The following is a 20725-nucleotide window of genomic DNA, read 5'->3' as shown; positions in this document are numbered from 1 at the left end:
CAATATCAAGCCCGTCCGGCGCCTGCCCGGCGGCGCACATCGGGGCGAATCAGACCGCGCGCAGCGCCTCGGCCGGCGGCAAGGCGGCGGCCTTGCGGGCGGGGTAGTAGCCGAAGAACACGCCGATGCTGGCGGCGAACACAAAGGCCACGATCACCGCCGTGGCGCTGACAACCACGGTCATGTCAAATAGCGTGGCGGCCAGCCAGGCACCGCCGATGCCCGCGGCTGCACCCAGCGCGCCGCCGATCAGGCAGATGAGCAGGGTTTCGAGCAGGAATTGGCCGAGAATGTCGCGCCGCCGTGCGCCAACCGCCATGCGGATGCCGATCTCGCGGGTGCGCTCGGTGACCGACACCAGCATGATGTTCATGATGCCGATGCCCCCCACCAGCAAGGACACCGACGCAATCGCGCCGAGCAGCAGACGCATGGCGCGGGCTGATTCGGCGGCCGCTTCATTGCGCGCGGTGAGGTCGCGCACCGAGAAGTCGTCTTCCATCTCGCCGCTGAGGCGGTGGCGCTGGCGCAGCAGTGCGCCGACGTCTTTCATCGCCTCGGTCAGGCGGCCCGGCTGGGCCTTGGCGGAGATGAAGCGCACTGCGCCGGGAAAGGGGCTGCCGAAGAGCTGGCGCTGCGCGGTGGTGAGTGGAATGAATACAAGATCATCCTGATCGCGGCCCGACAGGCTCTGGCCTTTGGCGCGGAACACGCCCTGCACCTCGAAGGGTTGGCCGTTGATGCGCACCGTCTCGCCGATGGGTGAATTGGCGCCGAACAATTCTGTGGCCACGGTGGCACCGAGCACCACCTTGCGGCGGGCGGCGCGCACATCGGCGTCGTCGATGGACTCCCCCGCGGCCAGATCCCAATTGCGCACCAGCGGGAAGGCCGCCGTGCTGCCATACACCGAGGTCGGCCAGTTGGTGCCGCGAAACTGCAATTGCGCGCTGCCCCAGTGGGTGGGGGCGGTGTCGAGCACACTGCCGAGGCGGGCAATGGCGTCGGCGTCGTCGGTGTCGAGGGTGGGCACGCTGCCGGCGGCGTAGCGCAGGCCACCGAGGGTGGGCGCGCCGGAGACGACCACAAACAGGTCGCTGCCCAGCGCGTCGATGGTCTCCTGCACCTTGGCGCGCGCGCCGTCGCCGATGGCCAGCATCAGCACCACCGCGCCCACGCCGATGATCATGCCGAGCATGGCCAGCAGGGTGCGCAGCGGGTGGGCGCCAAGGGCGCGGACGGCTTCGGGGATGAGCGCGGGGTTCACGCCCCAAACTTTACAGCAGGTCGGGCGAGATCACGGCGCGCAGCACGGTCTGGGTTTCGCCGTTGCGCACGCGGTTGCTGAACCACCACAGGGCGCCTTTCTTGATCGTCCAGTCGGCTTCGCTGCCCGATAGCAGCAAGGCGGCCAGACGGCCGAGTGAGGGTTGGTGGCCAACCAGCAGTGCGGCACCCCGGCCTTCGGGCCAGCCGGTGGCGGCGAGGATGTCCGGCACGCCCATGTCGGGCGCGAGCGCCGGCACGATCTCGAATTTGTCCGAAAAGGCAGCCACCGTCTGCCGCGTACGCAGCGACGGGCTGACCAGCGTGCGCAGGTGTTTGGGGCGGTTTTCGCTGAGCCACTGCGCGATTTTCTTGGCCTGTTTGTGGCCGCGCTCGGTGAGCTCGCGGGTCAGGTCGGGGGTGCCGTCAACGGCTTCGGCGTGGCGCCACAACAACAAGTCCATGGTGTCCTCGGTGGTGGCGTCAGCGACTGGCGCGCCACGGGGTTTTGCCCGTCAGCAGGGCTTCGATTTCGAGCAGGACGCGCCGCCGTGTGCGGGCGTACAGCGGGGCGTGCCAGCCAATGGTGAAGTGGGCGGGGCCGATGAGCGCCGGTTCGCGATCGGCCCAGTCGAGCATCAGGCTGCGGGCGATGGCCGCGTCGTTCAGGTAGCCCAGGTCGGCCTGTGCCTGACGCACGCCGGCCAGGTATTGTTTGACGTCCTTGCCGCCGAACAGCGGCCGGAAGAACTCGATGCCGTAGCGCAGTTGCTTGAGGCTGACCCGCAGATCGTGCAGTTGATCGGGGTCGAGAATGTCGGCCGTGGTGAAGCGCTTGCGGGCGCGTTTGCGCAGGGTGGCCAGTTGCAGCCGGGCAAAGGCGGTGAGGTCGGCGGCGGCGTTGAGGGCGTCGCCGTTGAGCTGATGGATGTCGGCGGCAAAACCGAGAATGCGCTGGCCGTGGTCGGCGTGGGTCAGCCGGGTCTGTGCGTCGGCGCGGGCGGCGTCGCGCAGGGCGAGTGCATGGGCGCGCAGCGGATCGGTCAGCGTGGCGCCCATCAGCGGTTCGGGCTCGGCGGGGTCGAGAATGTCGGACAGCAGTACGTCGATATTGCGGGTGTCGCCGAGGTCGGCGGCCGTGTCGCGCAAGACTTCGGTCCAGCGCTCGGCGAAGGCGTCGGGCAGGACGGGGCCGAACAGGCGGATCAGTGAGCGCAGCCGGCGCAGCGCCACGCGCAGCTGGTGGACATATTCCGGGTCGTCATGCACCAGGGCGCCGAGGGTGTTTTCCTGCCACTGCTGCAGGCCGTCGAAGGCCAGGGTGCGGAAAGCGTCGAGGGGCGACTGTTTGGCGTGAATCGCCGACTTGGCCGCTTGCCGCGGAGCGTCGGGTGTATCGAGAAACAGGCGGTAGCCGCGCTCGGCCTTGCTGCGGTCGGTGGGCATCAGGGCCACGCGCTCGGCCAGTGTGCCGGCGATGGCGAAGAGGTCTTGCGCGTTGCCGCGGACCAGCTCCAGCTCGACTTCGCTGATCGGTGCTTTCCGCTCGCCGGCGTCGATCTGGCCCTGGTCGATCATCATCAGCACTTCAACCTCGGGCGAGGGCGTCAGCCGTCGGGTTTCGCGCTTGAAAGTGGTGGTGAACACCGGCTGGATCTCGCCGGCGAGGGCCTCGAGCCGCTTGCGCACGGGTGGGGCGTCTATCTGCGAGAAATCGAACTCGGCGCTGTAGGGCTGTTCCCACTCGGGGCGCGACGAGAGACCGCCGGCCGAGTTTGCCGCGCACTTGATGGTCTGCAGCCAGGTGTTGCCTTGCTTGCGGGTGCGCACGGCGATGCGCGCCTTGTGCAGGGTCAGCTCGGCGGTGTCGAAATAGGTGTTGATCAGGGTTTGTGCGTTGCCGAGTTTTTCGGCGCCGGTGACCAGCGGATGGCGACGCAGGGCGCGGATCGCATCGGGGGCGAGGGCGAGTTTGAGTTCGGTTTCGGTACTCATGAGGCCACCATTGTCTTGTGTTTATGTGACAGATTGATGATTGCCGGCGGCGCCGGCCGAGACGTCGGACTGGATGCGCCCGTCTTGCAGGCGGATGACACGTCGCGCATGGGCGGCCACGTCTTCTTCGTGGGTGACCATGATGATCGACACACCCTGACTGTTGAGCGTATCGAACAGTGCCATGATGTGTGCCGAGGTGGTCGAGTCGAGGTTGCCGGTGGGCTCGTCGGCCAGCACCCAGGCCGGTTCATTGGCCAGTGCGCGGGCGATGGCCACGCGCTGTTGCTGGCCGCCGGACAGGCGCGCTGGGGTCCGCTCGCCCAAGCCGCCGAGGCCGACCCGATCGAGCATGGCAATGGCGCGCTTCTGGCGTTCGCGGTGCGAGAGGCCGGCGTACATCAGCGGCAGGGCGACGTTGTCGATCAGGTTGGCGCGCGGCAGCAGGTTAAAGCCCTGGAACACGAAGCCGAAGAAGCGGTTGCGCAAGGCGGCGAGGGCGTCGCCGGACAGACCTTCGACCGCCGTGTCGCCGATGCGATAGCTACCGGCAGACGGCGTGTCGAGGCAGCCGAGCAGGTTCATGAGCGTGGATTTGCCGGAGCCGGACGGGCCCATCAAGGCCACGAAGTCACCGGGGGCGAGGCTCAGATCCAGCGCATGCAGCACATCGACGGGCGCTTGCCCCGGCGACTGGTAGCACTTGCCGATGCCCTGCATCACCAGCGCCGCGTCGGCGTGGGTTGCCATCAGTGCAGGCGCAGGCGGAAGTTGCCGCGCCCCTCGGCATTGCCGCCGCTACGCTCGCCAATCACGATGGCGTCGCCTGCGGCCAGCGGGCTGTCGAGCAGCTCGGTGTGGGTGTCGTTGGTCGCGCCGAGCTGCACGCTGACCGCTTCGAGCGCCTGGCCCTTGGCGCGATACACCGTCGGGCCCTTGCTGTGCGGCTTGGCGTCGGGGGCTTCGGCCGTTTTGTCGGCGGGCGGGCGAAAGCGCAGGGCGGCGTTGGGCACGCGCAATACGTCGTCGCGACGGGCCAGTTCGATGTTTACTTGCGCCGTCATGCCCGGCAGCAGCAGGCCGTCGGCGTTGTCGGTGTCGAGCACCACGTTGTAGGTCACTACGTTCTGTTCGATGGTCGGGTTGAGGCGGATCTGCCGCACCTGCGCGCTGCGATGCAGGCTCGGATGGGCGTCGACCGTGAAGCTGGCCGGCTGGCCAACTTTCAGTTCGCCCACATCGGCTTCGGCCACGCGGGTTTCGATCTGCATGTGGGTGAGGTCGCCGGCAATCTGGAACAGCGTCGGTGTCTGGAAACTGGCGGCCACGGTCTGGCCGAGGTCGACATCGCGCGCCACCACCACGCCGTCGATGGGCGCGCGGATGATGGCGTGGTCGAGGTTGGTCAGCTCCTGACGTTTGCGGGCCTCAAGCTGGTCGACTTGCGCGCTGCGCGCGGCCAGCGCGGCGGCGGACTCGTCGAGCACGCTGGCGGCGATGAAGCCCTGATCGACCAGGCGAACGTTGCGTGCGTGCTGTGTTTTTGCCAGCGCGCGCTCGGCATGCGCGGCGGCGATCTCGGCCTCGATCTGTGCCAGCGCGGCGCGGATCAGTGCGGTGTCCAATTCGGCCAGAATCTCGCCTTGCTTCACGGCTTGATTGAAGTCGGCGTTGAGCTTGGCGATATTGCCCGAAATGCGCGTGCCCACCTTGACCAGCACCACCGGTCGCACCGGGCCGCTGGCATTGATGCTGCGCACCAGTGGGCCGCGGTCAACGGTGGCGGTGCGCCACTGCGGGCCGGTCGGCGCTTGCGTTTGCGTCTGCCAGAAGTAGAAGCCGCCGTAGGCGAGGGCGGCGATGAGTGCGAGCCAGAGGAGGCGTTTCATCCGGCGCCGGTCAGGTGGCGTCGGCGCGCCAGTGTCCTGACTTGCCGCCCTGCTTTTCGAGCAGGCGGATGCTGTCCATGGTCATGCCGCGATCGACCGCCTTGCACATGTCGTAAATGGTGAGCAGGCCGACCTGCACGGCGGTGAGCGCTTCCATCTCCACCCCGGTGCGGCCGACGGTTTCGGCGGTGGCGGTGCAGGTGATGGTGTGGGCGGCGGCGTCGAGCGCAAAGTCGACGGTGACGCGGGTCAGCGGAATCGGGTGGCACAGCGGAATCAGGTCGGCCGTGCGTTTGGCGCCCTGGATGGCGGCGATGCGCGCGATGCCGATCACGTCGCCTTTTTTGGCGCTGCCGGACTGCACCATGGCAAAGGTCTCCGGGGCCATCGTGATGCGCCCTTCGGCGATGCCGATGCGGCGGGTTTCGGCCTTGGCACCGACGTCCACCATGTGCGCTTGGCCGTCGGCGTCGAAATGAGTAAAGCCTTGCGTCATGATGCGTCTGCCGCGGGTGCGGAACTGTTTAAGGGCGCGGGTATCATAGCACCACCATGATGAAACGAATCCTAGCCTTCGGGCTCAGTGCGGTGCTCTCGGTGCAGAGCGTGGCGGCCGGTTTGCCGGATCTGGGTGAGTCGTCTGCGGCCGATCTGTCGGAAGCGGCTGAACGCCGTATCGGCGAGCAGATCATCCGCGAAATACGCTGGCGCGAGCCCTCCTATCTGGATGATCCGCAGGTCGAGTCCTATCTCACCGACCTGGGCGGTCGCCTGGTGGCGGCCACCAAAAGCGGCGGCAGCTATCAGTTTTTTGCCTTGCGCGACCCGACGCTCAACGCCTTTGCGATGCCCGGCGGTTACATCGGCCTGCACACTGGCCTGATTCTGTCGGCACGCAGCGAGTCGGAGTTGGCCTCGGTGGTGGCGCACGAAATTGCCCACGTCGAGCAGCGCCACATCGCCCGCCTGGTGGGCAAGCAAAGCCAGTCGAGCATCATCATGCTGGCCTCTTTGCTGGTGGCGGTGCTCGCCGCACGCAGCAGCGACCAGATCGCTCAGGCGGCGGTGGCGGGCGGCACCGCCGCCGGCATCCAGAATCAGCTCGGTTACACCCGCGAGTTCGAACGCGAGGCCGACCGGATTGGTCTGCAGACGCTGGACGCGGCGGGTTTCGATACCCGCCAGATGGCCAGTTTTTTTGAGCGCCTGCAGCAGGAAACCCGCCTGTACGAAAACAACGCCCCGGCTTATCTGCGCACCCACCCGCTGACCACCGAGCGGATCGCGGACATGGGCAACCGGGTTGAAGGCGGGCGCTATCGGCAGGTGACCAGTTCGAATGATTTCACCTTGGTTCAGGCCCGGCTCTCTACGCTCGAAGGGGCCGCGCCAGACGTGTTCCGTCGTGAAACGCGGGCCTGGGAAAAAGCCACGCAGCCGACCGCCGCGCAGCGCTACGCCTATGTGCATGCCGCGCTGCGGGCGAATGAGCTGGATCGCGCCGAGGCGGCCTGGCGTGATTTTCCGAAGGCGCAGCAAAGCGCCATGATCGTCGCGCTGGGCGCCGAACTGGCGATGGCGCGGCGTGACTTTGCGGCCGCCATCTCGCGCCTGAAACCCGCCGTCACCACCTATCCGCAGGCCCGCTATCTGGGCTATTTGCTTGCTGACGCCCGTATCGCTGCGGGCGATCTGAAGACCGCGATTGCCGAACTGCGAGAGGCCACCACGACACGCCCGGACGATTTCCATAGCTGGACGCGTCTGGCCAAGGCCTATCAGGCCAGCGGCAACGTGAGCGAGTCGCATCGCGCCCAGGCCGAGGTTTACGCCTTGCAGGGCGCGTGGTCTTCGGCCGCCGGGCAGCTCGAAATTGCGCTACGCGAAGGTAAGGCCGATTTTTATACGCAGTCTGCGATGGATGCCCGCTTAAGAGAGTTTCGCGCCCGCTATGATGACGAACGCGCCTGGCGCGGTCGCGACGGCCGGTGACGCGCGCGCCGCATCGCTCTAGAATGCTGCGCTAACGCCACAAGGAATGAGCTGACATGAATGTCGACAAAGAAGTAGACGCGAGCGGGTTGAGCTGCCCGCTTCCGATCCTGCGGGCCAAGAAAGCGCTTTCGGAGATGGCGGCCGGGCAGGTGCTGCGCGTGCAGGCGACCGACCCCGGCTCGGTGAAAGACTTCGAAGCCTTTGCCCGCCAGACCGGCAACGAGTTGCTCAAGAGCGAGGCCGTGGGCGAGAGCACCTTTGAGTTCTTCCTGCGGCGCAAATAGCGCGTGCCCGCCATACGCTTCGTCCGACAACGCCCCGACGCCGGGGCGTTTTTTTGTGCGAAGCGACTGGCCGGGCCGCGCTGCGGCGACAGCGTCGATATTTTTGCGTTTCTGATGCAGATCAATATTGGGGGTGGCCGCCGGGCGTTAAATCACTCCAGCATTTAGAACAAGTCTAAAAAATGACATCACCCTTCAGAGCCGATTGCCCGATTCGCCGTCATTTTCTTGTGCTGGAGGATGTCCATCATGAAACGCTCGCAAATTGCCCTTGCCATCGCCTGCGCGCTGAGCGCGCCCCTGTTTGCGGCGGCGCCCGCCGCGGATGAACCGATCGAGGTCATCCGGCCGCCACAGAACATCAACCTCGGTATGGTCGAATTGGGCAAGAAGCTCTACTTTGACCCGCGCCTGTCCAAGTCCGGTTTCATCTCCTGCAACTCCTGCCACAACCTGTCGATGGGGGGCACCGACAACATCCCGACCTCGATCGGCGACAAATGGCAGCAGGGACCGATCAACGCGCCCACGGTGCTCAACTCCAGCCTGAACGTGGCGCAATTCTGGGACGGCCGCGCCGCTGACCTGAAGGCACAGGCCGGTGGTCCGATCGCCAATCCGGGTGAGATGGGCTTCACCCATACCCTGGCCGTCAACGTGCTGGAGTCGATCCCGGGCTATGTGCGCGAGTTTGCCCAAGTGTTCGGTTCGGGCAAGATCGACATTGAACAGGTGACCTCGGCCATCGCCGAGTTCGAAAAGACCCTGGTCACGCCCAATTCGCGCTTCGACCAATGGCTACTCGGCAAGGCCGATGCGCTGACGGCGCAGGAGCAGGTGGGCTATCAGCTCTTTAAAAGCAGCGGCTGTGTGGCCTGCCACAACGGCGCGGCGGTTGGCGGAAATTCCTTCCAGAAGATGGGCGTGGTCGAGCCGTACAAGGCGACCAGCCCGGCGGAGGGGCGCTCGGCGGTCACCGGGCAGGATATCGACCGGTTCAGCTTCAAGGTGCCGACGCTGCGCAATGTGGAAATGACCTACCCGTACTTCCATGATGGCGCGGCCAATACGCTCACCGAGGCGGTCGACATCATGGGGCGCCTGCAGCTTGGACGCACCTTCAATGCCGAGGAAAACGCCAGCATCGTGGCTTTCCTCAAGACGCTGACCGGCGACCAGCCCAGCTTCACGCTGCCGATCCTGGCGCCGTCGAGCGACAGCACGCCGCGGCCGAAGCCGTTCTGAGACCCGTCTGGACCGTCGGGCCGCGGCCGCCTACACTTAGGCAGCGCCGGCATCGCCGGACAGGCCACACGCAGATGGCCGCGTTCCCGACGGAGACATTTGATGGACACTTCAATCCACCGACAGATGGCCGATCGGCTGCGAGAGGCCGGCATCCCGGTCACCTTGCAGCGCGTGGAGATTGCGCACGTCATGTTGTCGAAACCGGCCCACATGTCTGCCGACCAGGTCTTCAGCGCGGTGCGCGAGCATGTTCCCGAGACCTCGCGGGCGACTGTTTACAACACGCTCAAACTGTTCAGGGAAAAGAAATTGGTCAGAGAGCTCATCGTCGATCGGGAGCGCGTCGTCTACGACTCCAATACGGCGCCTCACTACCATCTGTACAACGAGGACAGCGGGCAACTCACCGATGTGGCGGCCGACGAACTGCAGGTGGTCGGTATGCCGGAGTTGCCGTCCGGCCTCACGCTCGAAGAGGTTGACGTCATCATTCGGGTGCGCACCGCCGCCAGCTGACGCTGCGGCAGGGGGCGCCGCCGCGCAAGTGTAAAAGCTTGTGGCGCAGACTGACGCGCGGCGTGGCCGTGCTGGGTGTGATCGGCCGCAAACCCCACCCCACGGCGGATTCGTCGATGCGGGGCGGCTTTTCTGGGCGCGGCGTGGGCATTCAAGAATGCTTGTTCGGCGGTCGTTGATTAGCCACGCCCCGGTTGAGGGCACTGGCCGTGGCGTGCTGCGGTCCCGCCAGACAACAACGCCCGAGCCCCCGACACTGCATGCGCCAGACAAACGCCGAATCTCCCCCCACCATCGCTAGCCGCTTCCACAACGAAGTGACCGCCTGGGTCGTGCTTGCCGTGTCACTGGTGATCACCGCGATCGGTTGGTATATCTCGCAGACCTATGTCGAACGCCGTGCGGCCGACCGGTTTGCCTACGAGGTCGAAGATGCCCGTCAGCGCATTCTCGGGCGGATGCTTGAGTACGAGCAGGTCCTGCGAGGCGGGGTGGCGATGGTCGCGTCGCTCGGGCGTCCGGCCACCCGTACGGAGTGGCACACCTTTGTCAGTGGCCTCGAAATCCAGCGTCATTTTCCCGGTATTCAGGGCGTCGGCTATGCGGTGATGTTGCCGCCGGAGCAATTGGCGGCCCATATTGACAGTGTGCGGGCGGAGGGGTTTGACGACTATGCCGTCACGCCCGTGGGCGCGCGGGACGTCTATAGCGCGATCGTCTATCTCGAGCCATTCGACTGGCGCAATCGCCGTGCCTTCGGCTACGACATGTATTCGAATCCGATGCGTCGAGCGGCGATGGACCATGCCCGCGACACCGGGCTGCCGGCGGTGTCGGGTCGGGTGACGCTGATGCAGGAGACGGCGAAAGATGTGCAGGCCGGCTTTCTCGTCTATTTGCCGGTGTATCGGGCGGGCGCCCCGGACGAGACGGTCGAGGCGCGCCGCGCCGCATTGATCGGGTATGTGTACAGCCCGTTCCGCATGGCCGACCTGATGCGCGGCATTCTCGGTGGCGACACCCCGGACGTCGGCTTCGTGTTGCACGATGGCGACAGCCAGAATGCCGAGACCCTGCTCTACGCCAGCGATACGGCGGTTGCGCTCGATGCTGCGGTTCGCCGTCAGACGGCTACCTTGTCCTTGCCAGGGCGGGATTGGAGTGCGACCTTCTACAGCACCCCCCGTTTCGAAGCGGCCATGTCGAGCCGCCAGCCCGAAATGATCGCCGTCGGCGGCCTGCTGGTCGATGTGCTGCTGTTCATGGTGATCTGGTCACTCGGCACCGAGCGCCGACGGGTGGAGGCGAGGGCGATGGCCATGACCGCCGATATTCGCGAAGCCACCGAGCGACTCGAACTGGCGCAGGACTCTGCCGGGATCGGCACCTGGGAAATCGACCTGACCCAGGGGCGGGTGATCTGGGATGCGCGCATGCTTCAGCTGTACGGGATGGACGAGACACAGTTCTTCGGCCGGCTGACCGACTGGCAGCGCTGCGTGCATCCGGACGATGTCACCCGTGTGCAGGCGGCGATCCAGGCAGCGATCACCCGGGGTGGGGTCTTCGATTCGGTGTTCCGCATCTGTCTGCCGGATGGGCGGGTCCGCCATGTCGAGGCGCATGGCTCCGCCCAGGTCGATCCGGCCGGTCGCCCGCTGCGCATGGTGGGGGTCAACCGCGACATCACTGATCAGCATGAAGCCAATGCCAAGATCGCGCTGGCGGCGAGTGTCTTCGATCATGCTTACGAAGGCATCATCATTACCGACGAACACCAGCGGATCATCGACGTCAATCCGGCGTTTACCGTGGTCACCGGATACCGCCGCGACGAGGTCCTCGGCAAGACGCCGGCCCTGCTGCAATCGGGCCGGCACGATGCGGCCTTTTACGCCGCCATGTGGGCCGAGCTCAAGCGCACGGGCTTCTGGCGCGGCGAGATCTGGAACCGGCGCAAGAATGGCGCCTTGTATGCACAGATGGAGACGATCTCGGCGGTGCCGGATGGCGACGGCGGAACGCGCCGCTACATTGCGGTGTTCAGCGACATCACCAAGATGGTCGAGCAGCAGGAAAAGCTCGAACGCATGGCCCATTACGATGCGCTGACCGGGCTGCCCAACCGCAGCCTGCTGGCCGACCGCCTGGCCCAGGCCATGGCGCTGGCCCGGCGAACCGACACGCGGCTGGCGGTGTGCTATCTCGACCTGGACGGCTTCAAGCCGGTGAACGATCGTTTCGGCCATGCTGCGGGCGACCAGTTGCTGATCCAGGTGGCCGATCGCCTCAAGAGCCTGCTGCGCGACAGCGACAGCGTGGCGCGCCTGGGCGGCGACGAGTTCGTGGTACTGCTCAACGGCATTGACGACGCGCTGGCCTGCGAACATGCGCTCGAGCGCCTGAGCGAGGGCCTGAAGGACACCTACACCGTGTCGGGTAGCGACACGGCGGCCGTGTCAGCCAGCATTGGCGTGACCTTGTACCCGATGGACGATGTCGATGCCGACACCCTGCTGCGCCACGCCGACCACGCGATGTACTTTGCCAAGGAGCAGGGGCGCGGCCGCTATCACCTGTTCGATGCCGAGCAGAACCGCCAGATGCAGGCCCATCGCCAGACGGTCAGCCGCATCAGCCGGGCGATCTCGGCTGGCGAGTTCGTGCTCCACTATCAGCCCAAGGTCGACATGCGCGAGGGGCGTGTGGTGGGGGCCGAGGCTTTGATCCGCTGGGCGCATCCCAAGCGTGGCCTGTTGCCGCCGGCGGCCTTCCTGCCGGCGGTCGATGACGGCGACCTGGCGATTCCGCTGGGCGAGTGGGTGATCGGCGATGCCATGCGCCAGCTATCCGAATGGCTGCGCCAGGGCTTGCAGATCAAGGTCAGCATCAATATTTCCGGTGCGCACCTGCAGCAGCAGGATTTCGCTGCGCATCTGGAGCAACATCTGCGCAACCATCCCGAGGTGCCGGCCTCGCTGATCGAGCTTGAACTGCTCGAAACCACCGCCCTCGACGATGTCTCGAAAGTGTCCGAGATCATTACCCAGTGCCGCGCGTTGGGCGTGTCGGTGTCGCTCGATGACTTCGGCACCGGCTACTCCTCGCTGACCTATCTCAAGCAGCTGCCCGCCGACACGCTGAAAATCGACCGCTCCTTCGTGCGCGACATGCTCAGCGATGCGGACGATCTCACCATCGTTGAGGGCATCGTCGGGCTCAGCCGCGCGTTCCGGCGTCAGGTGATCGCCGAAGGCGTTGAGTCTGAGGACCACGGCAAGCTGTTGTTGCGAGTCGGCTGCCACCTGGGCCAGGGCTACGGCATTGCGCGGCCGATGCCGGCGGAGGCGCTACCGGAGTGGATTCGCAGCTACCGGCAGCCGGTCGCCTGGCAGCAGGTCAGCGACATGCCCTGGCTGCGGGACGACCTGCCGCTGTACGCGGCGGAGTTTCATCACCGCCAGTGGCTCGATCAGCTTGTGGCCAGCCTGGCGCCCGACACCGAGACGACCCCGCCGCTCAAGGATGATCCGGCCTTGCACCGTTTTGCCCAGTGGTATGCCGGCGAGGGGCAGATACGCTATGGACACCTGCCCGAGTTTGCCGCCATCGGGCCGGCGCATCGCCGGCTGTACCGCCTTGCCGATGCGCTCGCTCAGACTTACGGCGTGGCCTCGGGGCGGGATCGGGATGCGCTGTGTGCCGACATGCTCCGTGCCCGCAAAGCGTTCCTTGAACGCCTCAACGCCTTGTTGGCGGTGCTGGGCGATGGTGTGCCGCCGGCCGCACCCACGGCGGAGGCGGTGCCCGCCACCGTGTAGGCTGGCGGGCTGGGTTATTCCGGCTGGCAGATCGCGCCCGCGGTGATGGCGCGCAGTGTGCGCAGCATGAGGAAGGCGATCACTGCCGTAGTCAGCACCACCAGCGCCGCGCCCAGCCAGCGCAGGCCGTCCAGACCGGTGGCCTCGGCCATGCGAAGCGTGGCGATGGACAGCGCGGCCAGCGGAAAGGAATAGGCCCAGGCCGAGACGAAGAAGGGCACACGGAAGAAGCGCAGCGCGTTGGACGCGAGCAACATGCCCAGGAACAGCGCCGTGTAGTAGAGCACGCGGGCGAAGGCGTCGAGTTCGCCGGTCAGGTTCAGGTAGGCGATGAAGCCCACCGATGGCGGCGCCAACAGGATGAACAGGGTGGGCGTCAGACGCAAGGCCAGTGGCGCATGGAAGAACAGGCGGTACATCACGATCGCCATCAGCACCATCCAGAACACCAGCCCGATACTGAAGAAGAACCACGACACCTCGGGCGGCGCGACATGCACGCCGATCACCGGCACGATGATGTTGCCCACCACCGGAATGAACCATGCCGGGTTGAGGTGCGTCACCTCATAGTGGGTGTGGTGGATCCAGCTGTTCATGGCCATCAGTGTGAAGCCCAGGTGCAGCACCGCACCGATTGCCCACAGCCAGCGGGCCGCCTCGGGCGCGGCACCATACCAGGCGATGGCCAGCAGCAGGATGCCGATGGAAAAGGTGGGGAAGAAGTTCATCCTGACCGGATGGCGGCGCTCGGCGGCGACGGCCTCCGGGTAGCGCAAGAGCTTGAGCGTGTAGAGCAGCGCGATCAGCACGAACAGGCCCGTGGCCAGCACGGTCAGCGCCTGGCCGACGACTGCCGGCCAGCCGAGCAGATGCCCCGCCTTCTGCCAGGCAATGGCCAGGCCGGCCGAGCCCATGACGGTGGAGAACAGGGCGACCGGAAAGTGCGCCAGTCGGGCGCTCTCGATGGCGGGGGCGGCAGGTGTGTCGGTGGGGTTTGCTGTGCTCATGTCGGGATCCGGCGTAAGTGAAGTGGCAAGGTCGGGCCAGTGGCCTCGGCGGATGGACCGAGGCAGCACGGCAACGCTGGCTTGATGCGACGCCGCCGCGCTCTGGCCGGGTTACAGCGATTTCCTGGAGAAATACCAGTCCACGTAGTCATAGCCCTCCGAGGCCCGCTTTTCGGCGGCTTCGGCGGTCTTGGGGGGCGGCACGATGACCGCCTCGCCCGGCTTCCAGTTCTCCGGTGTGGCGACCCCGTGGGCGTCGCTGGTCTGCAGCGCCTGCAGGAGGCGGACGAACTCATCGATCGAGCGGCCGTTGCTCATCGGGTAGTAGACCATCGCGCGCAGCTTGCCCTCGGGGTCGATGAAGAAGGTGGCACGCACCGCCGAGGTATCACCGGCGCCCGGGTGAATCATGCCGTAGGCCTTGGCGACCTCCATCTTCAGGTCTTCGATGATCGGGAAGGTGATGTCGACGCCGAAGTTCTGCTTGATGCTGCGCGTCCAGGCCAGATGCGAGAACAGGCTGTCGATCGACAGGCCGAGCAGCTCGCAGTTCATGCTGCGGAAGGTGTCGGCGGCGCGGGCGAAACCCATGAACTCGGTGGTGCACACCGGCGTGAAATCGGCCGGATGCGAGAACAGGATCAACCATTTGCCACGATAGTCTTCAAGGCTGCGTGGCCCGAAGGTGGTCTCGGCCTTGAAGGCGGGTGCGGGTTCGTTGATTCTGGGGAAGGCGGGGCAGGGGGCTTGCGGTTCCATCATTGACTCCTTGTTGCGGTGATTGATGATGAACTAAATATAAGTAAATGCTAATTTACAGTGAAGTCGATTCTGCCTATGGGTGGCATAGGCCACGACCATCGGGGTGGGCTTACCGGGGAGCGCCGTCTTGCGCGGCCATCTTGGCCTTGTTGAGGGTGTAGCTCCACGGCAGGCCGGCGTTCTTCCAGCCGTCGACGAGCCGCCAGTGCTTGCGTTCGCCGTCCTTGATAGTGCGGCCTTCGAAGCCGTCTACCACCACATAGACCCGCTCGTAGCCCTGCCCCTCCAGGGCCTTGGCACTGGGCGCGCCGCGCGTGCCGCCGGAGCGGCACATGAGGACGATGGCCGTGTCCTTGCCGAGCTTGCGCGCGGCGAGCGCACGGGCGACGGCTGGGGCGAAGTCTTCGTTGCGCTGCATCAGGAAGACGTTCTTCTTGTCGTTCCAGCGGCTGCGGTCGGCCGTCATGAAGGGGATGTTCACATCCACCACGTCGGTGAAGCCGGTGAACATGATCTCGACCGGGTCGCGCACATCCACCAGCAACACGGCGTCGCCGCCGGGGCCGGTCTTCATCTCGTAGGCCTCGCGTGAGTCGACATAGAGGCCCCACGATGTCTGCTGTTTCGGGTCGGTCGGGGCATCGGCGGCGAGGCACTGGGCGGCAAGGCCCAGGGTGAGGACGATACCGACCGCAGTGGGAAAGTGGCGGGGCATGGGAATCTCCTTTTTCAATGAAAATGTCAGTGTGTTTTTTCGGGGGTGGCGCGCAGGTCTTCCTCCACCTCGTCCCAACCGGTGATCATCGCCTTGATGTGGGCGAACACCGTGTGGCCGGTGGTGGTGAGATAGACATGGGCGATGACGAACACCAGCATCATGAAGGCGCCGGCGGTGTGCACCGTGGCCACCTGTTCCAGGCTGAGCCAGCGGTCCAGCCCGAGGCCGCCCCAGTAGGCATAGAACAGGTAGAGCAACCCGGAGCCCCAGATGATCGGTGAGACCAGCGCCAGCAGCACCAGATAGGCGAGGCGCTGCAGCGGGTTGTGCTTCTTGAGCGCGGTCTTGTGATAGGGGTGAGGGGCACCGACAAAAATGCCGAACATGTAGTAGCGCGCCATGGCCACCAGCTTGCTGGCGGTGGGGATGTACTGGCGCCATTCGCCGGTGGTGAATTGCCAGAAGATGGTGAAGGCCCACAGCGCCAGCAGCGTCCAGGCCGACAGCGTGTGCAGGCGCACCGCGCGCTCGAAGCCGAGGTTGTGGTAGCTGCCGTGGATCTCGAAACCGGTGACCAGCATCAGGATCACCAGCACGGCCTGGGACCAGTGCCAGAAGCGCTCGTAGCGTTTGAAGACGTAGATGCGCGTCATCGGGGTGGTGTGCGACATGGCTCAGTCCTCCTTGCGCAGATGGGTCAGGATGCGTGCGATGGCGTGCAGGCTGACGCCGAGCAGGGCGGCCAGGGCGGCGAGCCAGCCGAGGCGGTCGAGCCAGGGGCTGCGGTCGCGGCCGGGGATATAGACGCCCTCGATGCCGGCCAGGCGGCCGCCGTCGGCATGGCATTCGTGGCACGCGACGGCCTTTTCCTTGGGCGCGACCATGTGGGTGATCGGCCACAGCATCTGGGTGTCGACGAAGTCGTACTTGCCGCTGAAGGGGGCGCCGGTGGCGTCGGCGCCGGCGGCCAGGGCCTTGGGCCAGTCGAAGTTGTACCAAAACGACGTATCGCCCGGCACCGCCACATTGGGCACCAGCAGCGTCTTGCGCTCGGTGTCGTAGGGCTGGCGGCCGTGGAAGACCTTGACCGGCCAGATGCGGGCGTCCGGCGCGCCCGGCGCGCCATGGAAGACGTTGATCGGCACCCGGGTCGTCGGGTCGATGGTGTCGTCCTGCAAGGTGTAGGTGACCCGGCCGTCGAACCACTGGTAGGCCGGCGTCACGTTCTGGCCATGGACGAAGGCGCCCTTCTTGCTGTCGTAGATCACATGGCCGTGCTCGTCCTTTTTCTGGAAGGGCTTGCCCTCGGCGCTGAGCTGGCCGGCTTGCGACCAGTCCCAGGCCATCTTGGTGGACACGCCGCCGCGCGCGAAGGCCGGGATGTGGCAGGTCTGGCAGGCGAGGGTGTCGGTGTGCGCGTTGAGGCGTTCGGCGGCGAGCAGGTTTTCCTTGTGCGGCTTGTCGCCATGGCAGGCCTGGCAGGCGGCCGGATTGCGCTCGGACTTTTCGCCGCGCAGCAGGGCCGGGTGCGGGTCGGCGGCGGTCATCGCGATGCGGCTGCCGGCCACGGCGTGCTGGTCGCTCACATGGCAGTCGCTGCAGCTGAAGTTCAGCCCGTCCTTGTCCATGTGCACATCGAGCTCGTGCGTCGCGGTGTTGAGCGAGGAGTCCAGGTCGCCATGCTTGACGCCGTCGCCGCCACCGCCGTTGTAGTGGCAGGCGCCGCAGTTGTCGCGGCGGGTGGGGCCGACGGCCTGGGCGATCTTGGCCAGGTCGATCGGTTCGACGAACTTGCCCGAGCCCGGCGGATACTCGCTGCGCACCGTGACCGGGTTGCCGGCAAAGCCGAAAGGTTTGGTGTACTCGCCGGTGTTGTGACAGGCCAGGCAATCGACCTTGTTGGCGTCGCTGAAGTCGAAGTGCTTGTCCTTCCAGCCATAGCCGATGTGACAGGACTGGCAGAAGGGTTCGTTGGATTGGTCGCCGATGCAGAAGGCGTTGACCATGGTCTTCTTGCCCAGGCGCTGGCCGGTGGCCGGGTTGGCGTAGTCCCAGGTCCAGTGGCGGGTCTGCATGATCTGGTGGCTGGCCTCGGTGTGGCATTTGAGGCAAGCGCGGGTGACCGCCGGGCCGCTGTCGAAGGGGCCGGCCAGTGCCTCGAACTTGCTGTGGTCGGCGGTCGATGCCTTGCCGCTGGCGCCGGCCGTGCCGGCCATCAGCACGGCGAGCGCGAAGAGGGCGTGTATCGCTCGGTGTCGCATGATGTTTTTGTCTCCTCGTAAGACGCCTCTGGCCGGGCGCTCTGCAGTGGTGTGGATGATGCGTGGCGCCCTAGGGGCTGTGGGGGGATGGGGGACTCAGGCCGGGCAGAACGGCATGTCCGGGCCGTGGGGCATTGGCGGTCAGGAAGCGCTCGCGGCTGCCGGCCGAGAAGGCGGCATTGCGGTGGCGCTCCTCGGCGATGGTGCTCACGGTGCGGCCGTTGAAGTCATGACCGGGGAACATCAGCGTTTCGCCCGGCAGCAGGAAGAGCCGCTGGGTGACGCTGTCGTACAACTGCCCGGGGTCGCTCTGCGCGGCATCCAGGCGGCAGCCGCCGATCTCCAGCGTGTCGCCGCAGAACAGGCGGTCGCGCCACAGGAAGCACACCGAATCGGGGGTGTGCCCCGGCGTGGTCAGCACCCGCAGCACCTCATTGCCGAAAACCACCGTCTCGCCATGCCCCTTGCGCTGCGTCGGGCCGTCGTAGGGCGAGTCGATCCCCACCACCAGTTCGGCGCCGGTGAAGCGGCACAGCTCGCCGCAGTGGCCCTGTTCGGGCGAGTGCATGTGGGTGCGCAGGACGTAGAGCAGGCGCAGGTCGCGTTCCTGCAGCAGCGCGAGCAGCAATTCGGACTGCTCGGGCAGCGGGTCGATCAGCACCGCGTCGCAGGCGCTCATGTCGGCCAGCAGGTAGCCGATCGAGTGGCTGGGCGAATGGAAAATCTGGCGAAAGTACATGCCGCAATCCTTGAGCGGTCGCGCAAGCGAGGACGTCTTGAGTCGCTTGTATCAAGTTCCGTGCCACGGACTGCATCATGAAATACCCGCAGTAAAACAGCGGGTTAGACGCACGGCCGGCGGTCGGTGGAGGTGGATGGCAGTGGCAGTGCGAGGCTGTTGGCAGCGTCTGCTGTCATTGATGGCAGTCGGGCTGGCATGGCCGCCATGCGGCGTCGTCGGGCGCGGGTGTGCGACCGGGCGATGCGAGGCATGCGCCGGTCAGGGGGTGGCGATCGGCGTCTGGCTCGGTGCGATTGCGCAGGTGGTCCGCCATGGCCGTGAATGCGGCATCCAGCGCCGCCCGCAAGGCGGTGTCCGGCACGGTGTCGTCGAGCGCCATGCGCAGGCATTGCAGCCATTGGTCGCGCTCGCTGCAGCCGATCGAGAACGGCAGATGGCGACGTCGCATGCGCGGCATGCCATAGCGGGCGGTGAAGCGATCGGGGCCGCCCAGCCAGCCGGAGAGAAAGGCGCGCAGACGGGCTTTGGTCTCGGCCAGATCGCTGTGATGCATCCGCCACACCGGGCGGGCGTCGGGGCGTTCGGCCATGTGCACATAGAGGCGATCGACGAGTTCGGTTCAGTCATGAAAATCTCCAGTTGTCGGAAGGGATGGCGGGGGTGTCACCCGAGCCGCCACAGCGCCAGCAACACGCCGACGCTGCAGGCCGTGCCGGACAGCAGCCAGCGCAGGGGCGGCAAACGCGGCACGAACCCGACGCCGCGTACGAAGCCGGCGCTCATGGCCCAGAACAGCGCCAGCGCGGCCCCGTGGTCGGCATGGCCGGCGCTGTCGGTCAGCCAGCGGGGGTTGGCGGTGATGCCCAGCGCGATGGCGATGGCGGCGAGCAGCGGCAGCCAGGCGATGCGCGCGGACGCAGCGGGTGCGTCAGTCATCGGGACGGCCGTCGGGGGCGAGGGACGACTGGCGAGCGTCTTCATGCTCGCCCCACAGGGCGTTGAGAATGGCCAGGAGCACGGCGAAGCCGATGCCAAGAATCCAGGTGAAGTACCACATGCGGGTCTCCTCGAAGTCAGTAGGCGGAGTGGCTGTTTTCGCGCACATAGGCGGCGGTGACCTTGCCGGACATCACTTTGTAGGCCCAACTGGTGTAGGCAACGATGATTGGCATGAAGATCAGGGTGGCGAAGAACATGATGGTGAGCGTCAGATGGCTCGAGACGCTGTCCCACACCGTGAGGCTGGCGTTGGGGGTGGTCGAGGACGGCAGGATGAACGGGAACATCGACACACCGGCCGTGCCGATGACGCCGGCCGTGCCGATCGACGAGGCGACAAAGGCGGCCAGCGTGCGCCCCTTTGCGGCCAGCAGCAGGGCGGCGATGATGCCCAGGTAGGCGAGCGCCGGCACTGCGATGGTGGCGGGATGGCTCTGGTAGTTGTGCATCCAGGCGCCGGCGGCTCGGACTACCTCTTTGGCGAGCGGGTCGGGCAGGGCGGCGGGGTCGATCACCGAGGTGATGGCATAGCCCGGAATCCATTGCAGCCACACGCCGGCGAGACTGAAGCCGACCAGCAACAACCCGCCGAACAGCAGAACCGCGGTTCGGCTGCGCTGATAAATATCGCCCTCGGTGCGGTGCATCAGGTAGATGGCGCCATGGAAGGTGATCATCGCGGTGCTGACCACGCCACACAGCAAGGCAAAGGGATTGAGCAGTCCCCAGAAGCTGCCGGTGTAGTAGGACGCCAGGGTGTTGTCGAAATGGAAGGGCACCCCCTGCAGCAGATTGCCGAAGGCCACGCCGAAGATCAGCGGTGGCACCGCGCCGCCCACGAACAGGCCCCAGTCCCAGGTGCTGCGCCACGCCGGGTGGTGGATCTTGCTGCGATAGTCAAACCCCACCGGGCGGAAGAACAGCGCCCACAGCACCGCCAGCATGGCCCAGTAGAAACCGGAGAAGGCGGTGGCATAGACCAGCGGCCAGGCGGCAAAGATGGCGCCGCCGCCGGTGATGAACCACACCTGGTTGCCGTCCCAGTGCGGGCCGACGGTGTTGATGATGACGCGCCGTTCGACGTCGTTGTGGCCGACGAAGGGGAGCAGGGAGCCTACCCCCATGTCGTGGCCGTCCATGATGGCAAAACCCACCAGCAGAACGCCTACCAGCAGCCACCAGATGACCTTGAGGGTCGGGTAATCGATGATCATGTCTT

The 20725-nt window shown here is 66.1% G+C and carries 20 protein-coding genes and 1 pseudogene; 5 read left to right on the top strand and 16 right to left on the bottom strand.

The window, feature by feature from the left end; all coding sequences use genetic code 11:
• Positions 1-49: 49 nt before the first annotated feature.
• The 6 genes from FHP89_RS00465 to moaC are packed head-to-tail and all read right to left on the bottom strand — an operon-like array spanning position 50 to position 5646.
• Entirely contained in the window at positions 50-1267 is a 1218-nt protein-coding gene (locus FHP89_RS00465; RefSeq protein WP_144176499.1) for an ABC transporter permease, read from the bottom strand.
• Positions 1268-1277: 10 nt separating this feature from the next.
• Positions 1278-1730, bottom strand: a complete 453-nt coding sequence (locus FHP89_RS00460) for a SixA phosphatase family protein (protein WP_144176498.1) — start codon at positions 1728-1730, stop codon at positions 1278-1280.
• A 19-nt stretch (positions 1731-1749) separates the two neighbouring features.
• Positions 1750-3261, bottom strand: a complete 1512-nt coding sequence (locus tag FHP89_RS00455; RefSeq protein WP_144176497.1) for a CYTH and CHAD domain-containing protein — start codon at positions 3259-3261, stop codon at positions 1750-1752.
• Between the two features lie 21 nt (positions 3262-3282).
• Positions 3283-4011, bottom strand: coding sequence for an ABC transporter ATP-binding protein (locus FHP89_RS00450; RefSeq protein ID WP_144176496.1), 729 nt, complete (start codon positions 4009-4011; stop codon positions 3283-3285).
• Positions 4011-5150, bottom strand: a complete 1140-nt coding sequence (locus tag FHP89_RS00445) for an efflux RND transporter periplasmic adaptor subunit (protein ID WP_144176495.1) — start codon at positions 5148-5150, stop codon at positions 4011-4013. The genes FHP89_RS00450 and FHP89_RS00445 overlap by 1 nt, the downstream gene beginning before the upstream one ends.
• 10 nt (positions 5151-5160) lie before the next feature.
• The gene (gene moaC / locus FHP89_RS00440) at positions 5161-5646 is read right to left on the bottom strand and encodes a cyclic pyranopterin monophosphate synthase MoaC (RefSeq protein WP_144176494.1); all 486 of its coding nucleotides are present in this window, start codon (positions 5644-5646) and stop codon (positions 5161-5163) included.
• A 59-nt stretch (positions 5647-5705) separates the two neighbouring features.
• Between moaC and FHP89_RS00435 the strand changes: the two genes are divergently transcribed.
• The 5 genes from FHP89_RS00435 (at position 5706) to FHP89_RS00415 (ending at position 13014) form a co-directional block, all read left to right on the top strand.
• Entirely contained in the window at positions 5706-7142 is a 1437-nt protein-coding gene (locus FHP89_RS00435) for a M48 family metalloprotease (protein ID WP_313791151.1), read from the top strand.
• A 56-nt stretch (positions 7143-7198) separates the two neighbouring features.
• Positions 7199-7429 carry a sulfurtransferase TusA family protein gene (locus FHP89_RS00430; RefSeq protein ID WP_144176492.1) on the top strand — a complete coding sequence of 77 codons (231 nt, stop codon included), beginning with the start codon at positions 7199-7201 and terminating at the stop codon, positions 7427-7429.
• Positions 7430-7678: 249 nt separating this feature from the next.
• Positions 7679-8674 carry a cytochrome-c peroxidase gene (locus tag FHP89_RS00425; protein WP_144176491.1) on the top strand — a complete coding sequence of 332 codons (996 nt, stop codon included), beginning with the start codon at positions 7679-7681 and terminating at the stop codon, positions 8672-8674.
• A gap of 102 nt (positions 8675-8776) precedes the next feature.
• A complete protein-coding gene (locus tag FHP89_RS00420) occupies positions 8777-9193 on the top strand; it encodes a Fur family transcriptional regulator (RefSeq protein ID WP_144176490.1) in 417 nt (138 codons plus the stop codon).
• Between the two features lie 260 nt (positions 9194-9453).
• A complete protein-coding gene (locus tag FHP89_RS00415) occupies positions 9454-13014 on the top strand; it encodes a bifunctional diguanylate cyclase/phosphodiesterase (protein ID WP_144176489.1) in 3561 nt (1186 codons plus the stop codon).
• Positions 13015-13028: 14 nt separating this feature from the next.
• Here FHP89_RS00415 and FHP89_RS00410 read toward each other — a convergent pair whose 3' ends face one another.
• The 10 genes and pseudogenes from FHP89_RS00410 to cydB all read right to left on the bottom strand — a co-directional run bounded on the left by FHP89_RS00410 (position 13029) and on the right by cydB (position 20720).
• Positions 13029-14024 (bottom strand): SLAC1 anion channel family protein, encoded by a 996-nt coding sequence (locus FHP89_RS00410; protein WP_144176488.1) that lies wholly within the window; start codon positions 14022-14024, stop codon positions 13029-13031.
• 111 nt (positions 14025-14135) lie between these two features.
• Positions 14136-14783: a peroxiredoxin gene (locus FHP89_RS00405; protein WP_144176487.1), complete on the bottom strand. Its 648-nt coding sequence runs from the start codon at positions 14781-14783 to the stop codon at positions 14136-14138.
• Positions 14784-14895: 112 nt separating this feature from the next.
• Complete coding sequence (locus FHP89_RS00400; RefSeq protein WP_222105283.1) at positions 14896-15501, bottom strand: rhodanese-like domain-containing protein; 606 nt, start codon at positions 15499-15501, stop codon at positions 14896-14898.
• A gap of 26 nt (positions 15502-15527) precedes the next feature.
• Positions 15528-16175 carry a cytochrome b/b6 domain-containing protein gene (locus FHP89_RS00395; RefSeq protein ID WP_260851429.1) on the bottom strand — a complete coding sequence of 216 codons (648 nt, stop codon included), beginning with the start codon at positions 16173-16175 and terminating at the stop codon, positions 15528-15530.
• A gap of 3 nt (positions 16176-16178) precedes the next feature.
• Positions 16179-17765, bottom strand: coding sequence for a tetrathionate reductase family octaheme c-type cytochrome (locus FHP89_RS00390; protein ID WP_144176486.1), 1587 nt, complete (start codon positions 17763-17765; stop codon positions 16179-16181).
• A 70-nt stretch (positions 17766-17835) separates the two neighbouring features.
• Positions 17836-18504, bottom strand: coding sequence for an MBL fold metallo-hydrolase (locus tag FHP89_RS00385; RefSeq protein WP_144176485.1), 669 nt, complete (start codon positions 18502-18504; stop codon positions 17836-17838).
• A gap of 175 nt (positions 18505-18679) precedes the next feature.
• Positions 18680-19111: pseudogene (locus tag FHP89_RS00380) on the bottom strand (globin domain-containing protein); the annotation flags it as partial.
• A 59-nt stretch (positions 19112-19170) separates the two neighbouring features.
• Positions 19171-19443 carry a cyd operon YbgE family protein gene (locus tag FHP89_RS00375; RefSeq protein WP_144176483.1) on the bottom strand — a complete coding sequence of 91 codons (273 nt, stop codon included), beginning with the start codon at positions 19441-19443 and terminating at the stop codon, positions 19171-19173.
• Positions 19436-19564 carry a cytochrome bd-I oxidase subunit CydX gene (gene cydX, locus FHP89_RS00370; RefSeq protein WP_144176482.1) on the bottom strand — a complete coding sequence of 43 codons (129 nt, stop codon included), beginning with the start codon at positions 19562-19564 and terminating at the stop codon, positions 19436-19438. Before cydX ends, FHP89_RS00375 begins: the two co-directional genes overlap by 8 nt.
• A gap of 16 nt (positions 19565-19580) precedes the next feature.
• Positions 19581-20720: a cytochrome d ubiquinol oxidase subunit II gene (gene cydB, locus FHP89_RS00365; protein WP_144176481.1), complete on the bottom strand. Its 1140-nt coding sequence runs from the start codon at positions 20718-20720 to the stop codon at positions 19581-19583.
• Positions 20721-20725: the final 5 nt, after the last annotated feature.

The organism is Denitromonas ohlonensis, assembly GCF_007625205.1.
GTDB classification, from domain to species: domain Bacteria; phylum Pseudomonadota; class Gammaproteobacteria; order Burkholderiales; family Rhodocyclaceae; genus Nitrogeniibacter; species Nitrogeniibacter ohlonensis.
The sequence above is the reverse complement of the archived record's forward strand: the minus strand, read 5'-3'. Positions and strand labels throughout refer to the sequence as shown.

Coding starts and splice junctions, on each gene's coding strand:
- FHP89_RS00460 (WP_144176498.1), bottom strand. CDS start 1,730: ATGGACTTGTTGTTGTGGCGCCACGCCGAAGCCGTTGACGGCACCCCC.
- FHP89_RS00455 (WP_144176497.1), bottom strand. CDS start 3,261: ATGAGTACCGAAACCGAACTCAAACTCGCCCTCGCCCCCGATGCGATC.
- FHP89_RS00450 (WP_144176496.1), bottom strand. CDS start 4,011: ATGGCAACCCACGCCGACGCGGCGCTGGTGATGCAGGGCATCGGCAAG.
- FHP89_RS00445 (WP_144176495.1), bottom strand. CDS start 5,150: ATGAAACGCCTCCTCTGGCTCGCACTCATCGCCGCCCTCGCCTACGGC.
- moaC (WP_144176494.1), bottom strand. CDS start 5,646: ATGACGCAAGGCTTTACTCATTTCGACGCCGACGGCCAAGCGCACATG.
- FHP89_RS00435 (WP_313791151.1), top strand. CDS start 5,706: ATGAAACGAATCCTAGCCTTCGGGCTCAGTGCGGTGCTCTCGGTGCAG.
- FHP89_RS00430 (WP_144176492.1), top strand. CDS start 7,199: ATGAATGTCGACAAAGAAGTAGACGCGAGCGGGTTGAGCTGCCCGCTT.
- FHP89_RS00425 (WP_144176491.1), top strand. CDS start 7,679: ATGAAACGCTCGCAAATTGCCCTTGCCATCGCCTGCGCGCTGAGCGCG.
- FHP89_RS00420 (WP_144176490.1), top strand. CDS start 8,777: ATGGACACTTCAATCCACCGACAGATGGCCGATCGGCTGCGAGAGGCC.
- FHP89_RS00415 (WP_144176489.1), top strand. CDS start 9,454: ATGCGCCAGACAAACGCCGAATCTCCCCCCACCATCGCTAGCCGCTTC.
- FHP89_RS00410 (WP_144176488.1), bottom strand. CDS start 14,024: ATGAGCACAGCAAACCCCACCGACACACCTGCCGCCCCCGCCATCGAG.
- FHP89_RS00405 (WP_144176487.1), bottom strand. CDS start 14,783: ATGGAACCGCAAGCCCCCTGCCCCGCCTTCCCCAGAATCAACGAACCC.
- FHP89_RS00400 (WP_222105283.1), bottom strand. CDS start 15,501: ATGCCCCGCCACTTTCCCACTGCGGTCGGTATCGTCCTCACCCTGGGC.
- FHP89_RS00395 (WP_260851429.1), bottom strand. CDS start 16,175: ATGTCGCACACCACCCCGATGACGCGCATCTACGTCTTCAAACGCTAC.
- FHP89_RS00390 (WP_144176486.1), bottom strand. CDS start 17,765: ATGCGACACCGAGCGATACACGCCCTCTTCGCGCTCGCCGTGCTGATG.
- FHP89_RS00385 (WP_144176485.1), bottom strand. CDS start 18,504: ATGTACTTTCGCCAGATTTTCCATTCGCCCAGCCACTCGATCGGCTAC.
- FHP89_RS00375 (WP_144176483.1), bottom strand. CDS start 19,443: ATGACTGACGCACCCGCTGCGTCCGCGCGCATCGCCTGGCTGCCGCTG.
- cydX (WP_144176482.1), bottom strand. CDS start 19,564: ATGTGGTACTTCACCTGGATTCTTGGCATCGGCTTCGCCGTGCTCCTG.
- cydB (WP_144176481.1), bottom strand. CDS start 20,720: ATGATCATCGATTACCCGACCCTCAAGGTCATCTGGTGGCTGCTGGTA.